Source organism: Sinomicrobium halophytocola (assembly GCF_052983395.1).
Genome location: NZ_JBRKIT010000013.1, coordinates 33298 through 46684, shown reverse-complemented (window position 1 = coordinate 46684; position 13387 = coordinate 33298). Strand labels below are relative to the sequence as shown.

Sequence of the window (13387 nt, the reverse complement as noted above, 5' to 3'; positions counted from 1 at the left end):
CCAGGTACTTTACAAACTTCGCGCTTCATGCTCCGTACTCCACGCTTCCAACTTCTCACTTCATACCTTTAACCTCGTACCTCTAACGTCATCATCACATTCTTTCCGGCACATCAATACCCAACATGCGCAGGCCGGACGCGATAACTTCTCCCACCTTTTTAGCGAGCTGAACCCGGAATCCTTTACGGGTTTCTTCTTCTGCTCCCAATATGGAAACATTCTGGTAGAAAGAGTTAAACTCCTTTACGAGATCATATGTATAATTGGCAATGACTGCCGGACTGTAATTTTCGGCTGCACTACCAAGAATCTCCGGGAAGGCTTCGAGTTGTTTCAGCAATTCTTTTTCCTTCTCATGCAGTTCAATTTCTCCTGTCTCCCGGCTGAAATCCGTCCCTTCCGCTTTTCTTAATATGGATTGGATCCTCGCATACGTATATTGAATGAATGGCCCTGTATTCCCTGCAAAATCCACAGACTCTTCCGGGTTGAACAGTATCCGCTTTTTAGGGTCTACCTTAAGAATATAGTACTTTAAGGCCCCGAGACCGATAATCCGGTATAATTCCTTTTTTTCTTCTTCCGAATAACCATCCAGTTTCCCAAGTTCCCTGGAAATATCTTCGGCGGTATCTGTCATTTCCACAATAAGATCATCGGCATCCACGACTGTTCCTTCCCGGCTCTTCATTTTTCCGCCGGGCAGGTCCACCATTCCATAACTCAGGTGGTACAAACTCTGTGCCCAGTCATAACCGAGTTTTTGCAATATGAGGAAAAGTACTTTAAAGTGATAGTCCTGTTCGTTCCCCACAGTATATACCATGCCCCCGATATCCGGGTGGTCTTTTACCCGCTGGATCGCCGTTCCGATATCCTGTGTCATATAAACAGCAGTACCGTCTGCCCGCAATACGATCTTTTCGTCCAGACCGTCGTCCGTAAGGTCTATCCATACGCTTCCGTCCTCTTTTCTATAAAATACTCCTCTGCCCAGGCCTTCTTCCACTACATCTTTACCCAAAAGGTAGGTATTGCTTTCGTAATAGTAAGAATCGAAGTCCACCCCCAGGTTCCTGTAGGTAATCTCAAATCCGTCATATACCCATTGGTTCATGGTTTTCCAAAGGCTGACAACCTCTTCGTCTCCCGCTTCCCACTTCCTTAGCATTTCCTGGGCTTCCAGCAAAAGCGGCGCTTTTTTGGCCGCCTCTTCCCTGGCCATGCCTTCCGAAACAAGGGTTTCTATTTCCTTTTTATATTCCTTATCGAAAATTACATAGTAATTCCCCACCAATTTGTCTCCTTTGAGACCCGTAGATCCGGGAGTTTCACCGTTCCCGAATTTTTGCCAGGCCAGCATGGACTTACATATATGTATCCCCCTGTCATTTATGATCTGGGTTTTATATACTTTTTTTCCGGCCGCTTTGAGTATCTCCGCAACCGAATATCCGAGCAGGTTATTGCGTATATGTCCCAGGTGTAGCGGTTTGTTCGTGTTGGGGGACGAATATTCTACCAAAACAGCTTTTCCTTCCGGGTCGGGAGTGACGTATCCGTAATTCTCCCGGTCTTTTATCTCATGAAAGAAATCCAGATAATACCTGTCGCTTATCACCAGGTTCAAAAAACCTTTAACCACGTTAAAGCGTGCCACTTCCTCTACATTTTCCTCCAGGTATGTCCCGATCTGCTCCCCGATAACCTGCGGGTTACCCTTAACCCGGCGAAGCATAGGGAATACAACTACCGTTACATCTCCCTCGAAATCCTTTCGGGTTGGCTGTAGTTCTACCGTTTCGAGTTCGGCATCAAATATCTTTTTTACGGCTTCTTTTACGTTGGTAATAATAAGGTCTTGTATGTCCATCTACATATTTTTTGTCCTGTACAGGCGTGCAAAGATAAAAAGACTTTGGATTTTAAATGTCGGATTTCAGATTTGCTTTCGGAATTAAAGGATCACAGCATAAAAACAATTATCTCTATTCCCAAAGACCGTGATCCGATCCCCTATCTCACGTCTCATATCTAATATCTTGTATCTAAAAAAAGAGTATCTTTATAAAAAATTTCCCATGCTTCTCTACGCTTCCTATAATGAGACCAAAAACAAGAAAAAAATTGAAAAAGTAGTAGGCAAACCCTGTACTATTGCGGACAGAGTGAAGATCGGAGGGGTACACTCCCCGAAAATGGATATTGTATCGTCTTCCGTACAACTCCACAATCTGCTCATCTTGAACAAGGCGATCAGCACATCGTGTACCATAGAGCTGAGGCCCGGGGGAATTATTCTGCGGTTTTATGCTATCCTGGACAAATATATCCTCGTTATTCCTTATTACAAACTTTCTATCCACAAGATAAACACCAATATTTATGCGATCCACAAAGATGATTATCACGTAAAACTAGATGTCAAAAGTGAAGAGGGCCGTGATTTTATCAAGAAAATACTCAAATCCAAATCGGACAGCTACCCTACTTTTGTCGACGACCTATAAAAAACAAAGAATCCGAATTACCGTCCCCTATCGTTTTGCTCCTCTTTTATAGCTTCAAACAAGGCTTTGAAACAACCTGCCTGGTCTCCCTGTTTATCCTTATTCTCTATTTTTTCATAATACAAATCCAGAAAATTATCGGCACCGGTCCATACGGTATGTACCATCCCACGGAACCTTTCTTTCATTTCCGGTGTGGAGTTTGCCCGGTAATCCAGTATTTGATTCAATTGCGTTATCGCTACTTCTTCCTTGCGCCAGGGGCATGTTACCACATCAAAACCTTTCATAGCAAAATAGGCCGCAGTCGGATCGGCACGTTCATAGTGCCAGTCGCATATCGTAACATCTTTGGGAATGAGGTCTATGGCCCGGTGCGTATTGTTCATACTGGCTTCCCACATCCCTATTCCGGTAGTTTTGCCATCAATAAGCCGGTCTCCCCATATCCAGAGTTTTTTCCCCTTTTCCGCCAAGTGATTACGGATTTTCGTGACTTCCCTGGCATAAAGTTCGGCCTTCTCCCTTCCTCCGCAACGCGGACATTTTTCCTCACCTATATAAAAGACCTCATCCATTCCCGCATGGAAGGCATCAGCTTCAAACACTTCTGTTATCTCATCGACCAATGCAAAGACCACCTTGTGAACTTCCGGGTGTAACGGACAGTAGCTTTTACAATACAATCCGTCTTCATTTGGCCATTCGTAGTTTTCCGGTATTTTTACATGGGGCGTTTCGTCAAATTCGGGATATACCTGGAGAAGCTTACCCAAGGAACCCGCCCAGGATTGGTGCCCCAAAAGATTGATCTGGGGAATAATACGGATATCGTGCTTTTTACAAACCTCTACGATACGCTTCACTTCTTTCCGGGAAAGGGCTTTATCATCAACCAGTTCCGGATGGGATGTATACCGGTAGTTATAATCCACCCGAAGGATCAGTGTATTCACTTCATAAAAGGTAAGTTCCTCATCGACAAAACGCAAAAAACGGTCCAGTCCGTCCGGATCGGGAGCAGCTATAGCGAGCCCTCTTACCGGCAAAATACGGCCTGTACTCTGTTGAGAAAATGTGGAAAAACAGGTAAAAACCAAACAAAACAGGAACAGCATTTTTTTCATGGTAATTGTATTTTTATTATGACATTCATATCGTTTCACTTAAAAAATAAATCTTTTTTCACCACAGTTGAATATACCTCCATATTTGCAGCGTAACTAAAATAACTATATTTGTCATCATGCCAACTTTAAACGATGAAAAAATCGCCAAAGGATATCTTATACGACCTGAAGCATGAAAGTAATGAGCAATCATTCGAGATCTTCTTTTCTTATTATTACAATCATATTCTTCTGTGGGCCAACAGCATCGTTAAAGACCCGGATACCGCCAAAGATATCGTACAGGATTTTTTCCTGGACTTCTGGCAAAAAAAACGCTATCTCTCCATTACTTCCGACCTTTCGGCATATGTATTCCGAACGGTGAGAAATTCCGCCCTGAAACATGTAGACCAAAAGAAAAAAACCGTTTCTGAAGTGGTTATTAAAGACAATATGCAGGAGGATTTACCATATCATGAATTGGACCGTAAGGAAATCATCTATACGGCGATAAACAGTCTTCCCGACAAGTGCAGAGAGGTTTTTACCCATTGTTGTATCTATGGAAAAACCTATGGAGAAACAGCAGAGGACCTCGGAGTCTCTATCAATACAGTCAGGACACATATGACCAGGGCCTTCAAATTACTCAGGGAGCGGCTGCATCCGTCCCTCTTTTTTCTTTTGCTGACAAAAAAAGACAATTTTGTACTGACATAATCCACGTAAAAACCCCGGAAATCAGCGGTTTTTTCAGCACATATATAGCCGGTACCGGAACCTTGTCTATAAAAATTTCAAAAAAAATTAAAAATAAGTTCACATCATTTCCACTTTTTTAACTCTATTAACAAAATATATATCGGAATGACTCCCGAAATTGAAAAAATATACATTAAAGTAATTCTCAATCATCCCCTCAATTTTCGAGAAGAACAGTTATTGAAAGAGCGTATTGAAAAAGACCCGGAACTGGAGCCGTTTCTCCGGCACCTTCGGGATATCCGCAATGCCGCTTATTCCTTTGAAGAAAGTGATCTGGATGAAAAGAAGGCGCTCCAGGCCTTAAAAAAACGGATGAAATTTCCCCGGAAACGAATTGTTCCCCTCCGCTCATGGTTGAAATACGCTGCCGTTTTCCTTGGAATAGTAGCCACGGGATACGGCATATATACATCCCGGAGCAACCGGGAGACGGGACTACCGAAGATAACACTGCAACTGGGAGACGGGACTGTACGTGAACTGGATGAGAAAAAGGTGCTGATCATTACCGGAACAGATGGAAGACAAGTGGTTTCCCAGGAAAAAAACACACTCCGATATGACCGGGAGCATACGCCGGTAACGGATTCCGTGAGAAATAATTTATTGACTGTCCCTTATGCTAAAACGTTTCAGCTTACACTTTCGGACGGTACTCATATCTATCTGAATTCCGGGACCCGGATAAAATACCCGGAGACCTTCCGGGACAGGAAAAACAGGGTTGTAGAGATTATTGACGGTGAAGCGTATTTTTCGGTCACCCGCGATACCGCACATCCTTTTATCGTGCAGACCAACGATATGGACATTAAAGTACTGGGAACGGAGTTCAATATTTCCGCATATCGGGAAGACAGGCTTACACGGGCAGTATTGGTAGAAGGTTCCGTACGGGCAACTTCGGGGATGCAGGAAAAGACCTTGGTGCCGGAAGAAATAGCCTCGTATGACAAAGAAGAAAAAATGCTTTTCGTAAACCCCGTTGAGGTGGAAAGCCATATAGCATGGACAAAGGGCAAAATGCGCTTTATCAATGAACCTTTTGAAAGTATCGTAAAAAAGATCGAGAGGAGTTACGGGGTTAAGATAATCAATCAAAACATGAGATTACAGGGTGCCCATTTTTATGGGGACTTTGACATAAATGAGGAAACCGTAGATGATGTATTAAAAATATTTTCTACGGGAAAACCTTTTTCCTACGAAAGAGTGAATAACACAATCCTGATCAAACCGGATTCTGATAAAACCAAAAATAACTAACCATATTGCCTATGATATAGAAAATAACATCATCTTTTTTCAGACATTATCCGAATGGCATGTCCGAAAAAAAGGGAAATGCGCCAACATTTCCCCTCGAAAACTTATTAATAATTAAGTGACTAACCATTGAATAAGTTCTATCAAAATTATGAAAATTAATCGCCTAAGAATGAAAATTTCGGTGTTTTTAATGTTTTTTTTCGTGCTCCAGCTAACGGCTTCTTCAGGCCTCGCGCAAAAAAGACTGATCTTTGATCTTCAAAATGTTACGTTAAATGACGTCCTAGGAGAGATCAAAAAACAAACCGATTACAAATTCTTTTTTGAAAGGGAGGTCATTGACCTTTCCAAAAAGACCTCTTTAAGAGCAGAAAACGAAACAGTGGATGTAATCCTCAAAAGGCTATTCGAAGACAGCCGGGTTGCCTTTACGATCATCGAAAACCAGATTGTGCTCACGAGAAAGATCGTGCCGGACACAAAACCCGTCAATCATGCTGAAATTCCGGCACAACAAGTAATTTCCGGTGTCATCACAGACCAGGCCGGAATACCGCTTATGGGTGTTACCATACTTGTAGAGGGCACACAAACCGGGACCACAACAGATGAAAACGGGAAATACGCCATCGCGGCAGCCGATGGCGACACCCTGTTGTTTTCCTATATCGGTTTTGCCGATCAGTCCGTACAGGTAACGGGAAACAATACCACAATAAACGTCACCCTGCGGGAAGAAGTCAATTCACTTGAAGAAGTAGAAGTATCAGTTGCTTATGGCAAGCAAAAACGTATCAGTATTGTCGGTGCCCAAACTTCCGTAAATGTAAATGAGTTGAAACAACCGGTGTCTAACATTAGTACCGTACTGGCCGGCAGGGTTGCGGGGCTGACAGGAGTGCAACGTTCCGGATTACCCGGGTATGACGGGGCCGATATCTGGATTCGCGGTATTTCTACATTTACTTCGGCAGGAAACGGGCCATTGGTACTAGTGGACGGTGTAGAGCGGTCCATGGACAATATAGACCCGCGGGATATTGCTTCGTTTAGCATATTAAAAGACGCCTCTGCTACCGCAGTCTATGGTGTTCGCGGAGCCAACGGTGTGGTGCTGATCGAAACGAAACGCGGAAAGATCGGAAAACCCGCTATTCAGGTAGATTATAATGAGGGAATTTCCTTTTTTACAAAAGTTCCGAAACTGGCCGATGGTATAACCTATATGAACCTGGCCAACGAGGCCAATACCACCCGTGGTTTAGAACCCAGGTATTCCCAGGAGACCATAGACCGTACAGCATCCGGTTACGATCCGCTACTGTACCCCAACGTAGACTGGCTGGACCAGGTATTTAAGGATTTTGGCAGAAACAGGCAGGCAAACGTGAATGTAAACGGGGGTGCCGAAAATGCACAGTACTATGTGTCTCTGAGCTATTACGACGAATCCGGCTTATTCACCACCGACGGAATGGAAAACGATGAAGCCAGAACACGGTTTAAGAGATATAATGTAACTTCCAACCTTACCGTTGACATCACCAGGACCACTAAAGTGAACCTGGGGATCCAGGGATATATTTCGGAAGGAGGATATCCCGGTATCCTGGGAGGAAATGATGATTCTACACAAGACGTAGTCAACCAGATTTTCAATGCGGCCATGCAGGTACCGCCCGTAGAATATCCGGTAATGTACCCCGGAGGAGAAGTCCCGGGAATAAGTCCCAACGGAGACCTGAAAAACCCGTATGCCCTTGTAACAAAGAGCGGGTACAGGACCGACACCCGAAACCAGATATATTCGAACCTGAATATTACCCAGGAATTGGATTTTGTGACCGAAGGATTGTCCTTTAACGGCATGTTTGCTTTTGACGCCTATAATGCACATAATATCCTGAGATCAAAAAGGGAGAGTACATATTATGTAGATACCGAACAGCCTTATAATGAAGACGGAACACTTAACCTTTTGGAAACTTTTCCGGGACAGAACCACTTGGGATATAACAGACAGAACGGAGGGAACCGCAGGTTTTATATACAAACCTCTTTTGACTATAACCGTTCTTTCGGGGACCATACTTTCGGGGGATTGATCTTATTTAACCGGACGGACTATACCGATGCTTTTGCAGGAGACCTTACAGGATCCATTCCGTACAGGAATCAGGGGTTTGCCGCACGGATCACCTATTCATACGACAATAAGTATTTCCTGGAATTAAACGGGGGATATAACGGTTCTGAAAACTTTGCACCCGATAAGCGTTACGGTTTTTTCCCTTCCGTGGCCGTAGGTTGGGTGGTCTCCAATGAAAAGTTCTTCGAACCACTGAGCGAAACCATCAATTTCCTGAAATTACGCTATTCCGATGGTAAAGTGGGGGGATCTTCCGGAGCAGGACGCTTCGCCTACCTGAGCAGGGTAGAAGAAGATCGTGATTATGGATTTGACTTTGGCGAGAATACCAGTTTTATCGACGGGATCCGGGAAACATACCAGGGCGTGGACGTAACCTGGGCGGAATCCAGGAAACAGGACCTGGGAATAGAATTGAATGCCTTCAACAACAGGTTCAAGATGACCGTTGATTTCTTTAAAGAACATACTACAGGGGCCTTTTTACAGCGCCAGGATATTCCCAATTATATAGGATTGGTCTCAGACCCTTACGGCAATATAGGAGAAACGGAAAATAAAGGGATAGACGGTACGATAGAATACTACACCCCTATTAACGATTTCAACCTCTCTTTTCGGGGAACGTTTTCTTATAACGAAAACAAGATTATACAAAACGGGCAACCCGAGCAGCCTTACACATGGTTAAACCGCCGGGGAAATCCGATCCTGGGAGTTTACGGACTGGTTGCCGAACGGTTGTTTACTCTGGAAGATGATAAAGACGGTGACAATTATATCACAACTGCCGATGGCTTTCCTTCACAATACGGCCAGATACAACCGGGAGACATCAAGTATAAAGATCTCAACGATGACGGGCAAATAGATGCTTACGACAGGCAGTTGATCGGTGACGGAGATGTCCCCCGCCTGACTATCGGGTTCGGCCTGGGTGGCGAATATAAAGGTTTTGATGCCAGTGTATTTTTCCAGGGACAATTTCACGCATCGCGCGTAATTTCTGGTAATAGTATTATTCCGTTTAACGGTGACGGGGGAAGAGGAAACCTCTATGATGTTGCCGTCAACCGCTGGACACCCGAAAACGATGATCCGTATGCCATGTACCCGAGACTGTCTTTCGGGGCTTCGGGAATAGGACAGAACAACAATACACAATCCAGCACCTGGTGGATGCGTAAAATCGATTTCCTCCGGTTAAAATCTGCTGAAATAGGCTACACTTTGCCTAAGAGTATCACTAATAAATGGCATATAGGAACCACCCGGTTTTATTTAAGGGGCACAAATTTACTCACGTTCACCAAGTTCAAATTGTGGGACCCGGAATTAAATACTTCCAACGGGGGGGCATACCCGAATATTTCCGTTTGTTCACTGGGTGTTAATCTACAATTCTAACAGTAATGAAAATGAAATACTTAAAATACAGTAAGATGAAAAAATTGGTCACACTCCTGATGATCGTATTTTCTGTTTTTTCATGTAATGATGATTTTCTGGATCAGGTCCCGGACGACCGGCTCACTTTTGAAGAAACCTTTTCGACCAGGAATACCGTAGAAGAATACCTGGCCGGAATCTACAAAAGACTCCCTAACGAATATGCGCAACGTTATTCGACAACAGAAAACTCAGGCCCATGGACAGGAGCTTCCGATGAAGCCGAATACGTATGGTCGTTCCCCTTATCCAATTATATGAACATAGGAGACTGGAACCCCACCACAGGAAATATAAGTACCCTATGGAGCAATTTTTACCGGGCCATACGCGAGTGCTCTACTTTTATTGAAAATATAGAGAACTGCAGGGATTGCAGTGCTGCCAATATTGAACAATACACCGGAGAAGCACATGTTTTAAGAGGTTTCTATTACTATGCCTTGTTGCGCTCCTGGGGACCTGTGGTTTTACTCGGGGATGAATCCACAAATGCGGATTCCGATGTATCCCAATTCAAGAGGAATACTATAGATGAAACCGTAAGTTATATTGTCCGTGAACTGGAAACCGGCGCCGAGGCTTTGGTCGGTGTGAATTTCAAAGGAGGTAATGCCGGCAGAATGAGTCGCCCGTTCGCTTTGGCCATTAAGGAAAAAGCCCTTTTATTTGCGGCCAGCCCCATATTTAACGGAAATACGGATTATGCCGGTTTAAACGATAATGAGGGAAATAATCTCATTCCGCAGTCCGTAGACGTAAACAAATGGAAAACGGCTGCAGATGCGGCAAAAGCGTTTATAGATGAATTTGTTCCGGGAACTTTCTCTTTATATAAAGAGTATAATGATGACGGTTCCATCAATGCATACCTGTCCTGCAGGAATGTAATGTTAACAGACTGGAATGAGGAGATGATCTATGAACGCCCGAGAGGGACTTTTTATCTCAATTATGATTGTACACCATATCATGCCGGAGAAGACAGCAGGGTTAAAGGAGCAGGCGGACTGGGGGTTACACAGGAACTGGTAGATGCATTTTTCACCGTAAACGGACGGCCCATTGATGATCCCGAATCCGGATATCAGTCTTCGGGTTTTGTAGACTTTCAGACTCCTTATGACGACCAAAGCCGGACCATTTTTGCACAATGGGCCCATAGAGAGCCCCGGTTCTATGTTGGTGTTACCTTCAATAATTCCTTATGGTTAAACCGGGATCACGGCGACGTAATTACGACTACCTGGTATTCCGGAAATTCCGGAAAAGGTTCGGGTGGAGGTAACGACTATACACCTACGGGTTATATAGCGCGAAAAAACATTGCCCCCGACGGCTCTACCAGCAGGGCGATCCCCATGATCAGATTGGCCGAGATCTACCTGGATTATGCGGAGGCCTTAAACGAATATGATCCGGGCAATCCGGACATATTAAAATATCTTAATTTAATCAGGGAAAGAGCGGGAATTCCCGAATATGGCTCATCAGAGTTACCGGAACCAACAAGTCAGGACGCCGTACGCGAAGCCATACACAAAGAACGCAGGGTTGAACTGGCGTTGGAAAGTGTTAGGTATTTTGACCTGATCCGCTGGAAAGAAGCAGAAAACGCCTTGAACGGTCCTGCTCACAGTATGGATATCAATGCGACGAACGAAGAAGATTTTTACAGGGTCATAACCTTTGAAACACGCGTATTTCAGAAGAAACATTATTTGTTCCCTGTTCCGCAAGGTGAAATTGATGCCAATCCGAACCTGGTCCAAAATACCGGGTGGTAATACCGGATATGAACCCAATTCTTTTTATATACCGGAACCCGGAGAAGGATCGCCCTTCTTTGGGTTCCATTTTCGAATTTATTTAAAAACATGCCCATGAAAAACGTATTTGTATTCAGTGTATTGACACTACTTACGCTACAACTAAGTGCACAATCATCCGAAACATTCCGGAAAAAAGGAAAAACCCTGGTATTCGTAAATGAAGATCCCGGACTTGTTCCTAAAGTAAAAGAAGACCTGGTAAACACTTTTTTTAAAGTGTACCCAAAACTGGTAAAAAGATTCAATCACAAATCACCGAAGCGTGTAGAAGTTAAGATCGATACGGCTTATACCGGGGTTGCCTACGCACATGACGGCAAAATAACCATCAGTGCCGCCTGGCTTCGGAAAAAACCAAAAGATACGGATGTCATAACCCACGAAGTCATGCACCTTGTTCAATCCTACCCTTCCGGAAGCGGCCCCGGGTGGATTACCGAAGGTATTGCCGACTACGTGCGGTATAAATACGGTGTGGATAATGAAGGCTCCGGCTGGTCCCTTCCGGATTATGCCGAAGGGCAACACTATTCCCACAGTTACAGAATTACAGCCAGGTTTCTCTTATGGCTATCCGAAATATATCAAGAAGACCTGATCCTTCAGCTGGACCAACAGATGCGAAATGCTACGTATTCCGGGAATTTCTGGAAAAAACACACCGATCATTCACTGGACATGCTCTGGGAAGTTTACATCCTTAATCCAAAACTGTCTTAACCGATGAAAAAATTTCTTTTTATAACTATTGTGTTTTCTCTACTTCCCTTAAAGAACCATGGGCAATGTGACGAAAAAACGACTTTACAATCCCATATGTTCCAGGAGATCAAAGATCACGGGATCCTGGAGGTTCCCATAGACGCTACGGTAATTATGGATGGTGAAAAAATCACCGTCACCGTCATCGATCCGCACAACGGTGAAAAAGAAATCCTGGAAAGCCATATCATCCAAACCTTGAAATGCGTATGGAAAAAATTCCCCGAAAATGGTATTTCCAGGTTTAAAGCCATGACAAGAAAGGGAAACGAGAAAGCCACGGCTTCCGAAATTATTATGGAAGGAAAATCGGGCAGTACGACGCTGACCTATATTCCTGAAAAAGATAACGGTACCAAAATCCGGTTTGTTATATATCACTGATAAGCCGGACCTCCGTCCGTCCCCAAAAACCATAACCTATTTATTCATTAACCTTCAAATATTTCAAAATCATGAAAACTATGAATTTTTCAAAATTCGCATTAGCTATGGCTTTTGCTGTGCTGAATTTGTGTCAAACATCATGCTCTTCAGTGAGCAAAGAAAACGTTGCATTGAATAGTGAAGAATTGGCTATGGCAGTCGATTATCCTGACCCGCCGCTAACCTGGCAGGAACACTGGTTTGAACACAACCAACTGGTGGAAAGGGTTTTCTTTGACGATCACCTGGCCCTTTACTTTGATGACGATGTGGACCCATCTGTCACCTGGCCCAATGTTTTCCTTTCGGACGTATGGGAATATGTAAAAAACACTTACGGAAGTTTCGGTGATGACCCGAGGTTATTCACCGTATTGCATACGGGGAAATACTCAGGGGGGCATCCGTCTACTTATTTCGATGCTAGTCACGATTACCGTAACGTGATAGATTGCGGCCCTTACACCTGGACAGAAGAAACCCCTGCAGGCGGAATCAGCATGCTCGTCCATGAGGTAGGTCACATTGTAGAGGGTGCCGCCAAAGGCATTAAGGAATCGCCGGCCTGGGATATCTGGAAAGACAGTAAATGGGCAGAAATCTTTATCTACGACGTCTACAAAAATCTAGGTAAAGACGATTTTGCACAACAGGTTTATGACGACATGATGGACCAATACGACAATTTCCCGAAAGAAAATACCCAGTGGTTTAAGGATTGGTTTTATCCTATTTATTCTCAACACGGAGAAGGAATGGTTCTCAATGGTTTCTTTGAACTTCTTGCAGCACATTTTCCTAAAAATGCAGCCGGGGATTCCTATTCCAGAAGAATGAACTGGGGGGAGTTTGTTCACTTCTGGAGCGGCGCTGCCGGAACAGATCTAAAGCCTCTTGCCCAGGATGCCTTCGGATGGTCTGACGAATGGGAGGACCAGCTTACAGAAGCCAAGAGTACGTTTAACCAGATCACCTATTAAAAAAAAGCGTTTTCTTCCCGTAAATAATCGGAAGAAAATACCCACCCGGTATACGATCTGGACCCGAAGTGAGAAGAGAAGCAAAAAGCCCGGGATCATTGTACCTTCCGGGCTTTTTATATGTTAAGAT

Annotated in this window: 10 protein-coding genes; 8 read left to right on the top strand and 2 right to left on the bottom strand. The window is 44.0% G+C overall.

The window, feature by feature from the left end:
* Positions 1-94 precede the first annotated feature (94 nt).
* On the bottom strand, positions 95-1876 hold the full coding sequence (argS, locus tag ACVBDY_RS05310) for an arginine--tRNA ligase (RefSeq protein ID WP_447174431.1): 1782 nt from the start codon (positions 1874-1876) through the stop codon (positions 95-97).
* Positions 1877-2084: 208 nt separating this feature from the next.
* On the opposite strand from argS, the gene ACVBDY_RS05305 reads away from it, so the two are divergent.
* Entirely contained in the window at positions 2085-2513 is a 429-nt protein-coding gene (locus ACVBDY_RS05305) for a hypothetical protein (protein ID WP_447174430.1), read from the top strand.
* 17 nt (positions 2514-2530) lie between these two features.
* On the opposite strand, the gene ACVBDY_RS05300 is transcribed toward ACVBDY_RS05305, so the two are convergent.
* Entirely contained in the window at positions 2531-3640 is a 1110-nt protein-coding gene (locus tag ACVBDY_RS05300; protein ID WP_447174429.1) for a family 20 glycosylhydrolase, read from the bottom strand.
* 135 nt (positions 3641-3775) lie between these two features.
* Here ACVBDY_RS05300 and ACVBDY_RS05295 point away from each other — a divergent pair, with 135 nt between their 5' ends.
* From ACVBDY_RS05295 to ACVBDY_RS05265, 7 genes are all read left to right on the top strand, one after another.
* On the top strand, positions 3776-4345 hold the full coding sequence (locus tag ACVBDY_RS05295; protein WP_447174428.1) for an RNA polymerase sigma-70 factor: 570 nt from the start codon (positions 3776-3778) through the stop codon (positions 4343-4345).
* 147 nt (positions 4346-4492) lie between these two features.
* Positions 4493-5656: a FecR family protein gene (locus ACVBDY_RS05290; RefSeq protein ID WP_447174427.1), complete on the top strand. Its 1164-nt coding sequence runs from the start codon at positions 4493-4495 to the stop codon at positions 5654-5656.
* Between the two features lie 172 nt (positions 5657-5828).
* Positions 5829-9215 (top strand): TonB-dependent receptor, encoded by a 3387-nt coding sequence (locus ACVBDY_RS05285; RefSeq protein WP_447174426.1) that lies wholly within the window; start codon positions 5829-5831, stop codon positions 9213-9215.
* A 35-nt stretch (positions 9216-9250) separates the two neighbouring features.
* Entirely contained in the window at positions 9251-11044 is a 1794-nt protein-coding gene (locus tag ACVBDY_RS05280) for a RagB/SusD family nutrient uptake outer membrane protein (RefSeq protein WP_447174425.1), read from the top strand.
* Between the two features lie 96 nt (positions 11045-11140).
* Positions 11141-11809, top strand: coding sequence for a basic secretory protein-like protein (locus ACVBDY_RS05275; protein ID WP_447174424.1), 669 nt, complete (start codon positions 11141-11143; stop codon positions 11807-11809).
* Positions 11810-11812: 3 nt separating this feature from the next.
* Positions 11813-12235, top strand: coding sequence for a hypothetical protein (locus ACVBDY_RS05270; protein WP_447174423.1), 423 nt, complete (start codon positions 11813-11815; stop codon positions 12233-12235).
* A gap of 80 nt (positions 12236-12315) precedes the next feature.
* Positions 12316-13257: a hypothetical protein gene (locus tag ACVBDY_RS05265; protein WP_447174422.1), complete on the top strand. Its 942-nt coding sequence runs from the start codon at positions 12316-12318 to the stop codon at positions 13255-13257.
* Positions 13258-13387 lie beyond the last annotated feature (130 nt).

Coding starts and splice junctions, on each gene's coding strand:
- argS (WP_447174431.1), bottom strand. CDS start 1,876: ATGGACATACAAGACCTTATTATTACCAACGTAAAAGAAGCCGTAAAA.
- ACVBDY_RS05305 (WP_447174430.1), top strand. CDS start 2,085: ATGCTTCTCTACGCTTCCTATAATGAGACCAAAAACAAGAAAAAAATT.
- ACVBDY_RS05300 (WP_447174429.1), bottom strand. CDS start 3,640: ATGAAAAAAATGCTGTTCCTGTTTTGTTTGGTTTTTACCTGTTTTTCC.
- ACVBDY_RS05295 (WP_447174428.1), top strand. CDS start 3,776: ATGAAAAAATCGCCAAAGGATATCTTATACGACCTGAAGCATGAAAGT.
- ACVBDY_RS05290 (WP_447174427.1), top strand. CDS start 4,493: ATGACTCCCGAAATTGAAAAAATATACATTAAAGTAATTCTCAATCAT.
- ACVBDY_RS05285 (WP_447174426.1), top strand. CDS start 5,829: ATGAAAATTTCGGTGTTTTTAATGTTTTTTTTCGTGCTCCAGCTAACG.
- ACVBDY_RS05280 (WP_447174425.1), top strand. CDS start 9,251: ATGAAAAAATTGGTCACACTCCTGATGATCGTATTTTCTGTTTTTTCA.
- ACVBDY_RS05275 (WP_447174424.1), top strand. CDS start 11,141: ATGAAAAACGTATTTGTATTCAGTGTATTGACACTACTTACGCTACAA.
- ACVBDY_RS05270 (WP_447174423.1), top strand. CDS start 11,813: ATGAAAAAATTTCTTTTTATAACTATTGTGTTTTCTCTACTTCCCTTA.
- ACVBDY_RS05265 (WP_447174422.1), top strand. CDS start 12,316: ATGAATTTTTCAAAATTCGCATTAGCTATGGCTTTTGCTGTGCTGAAT.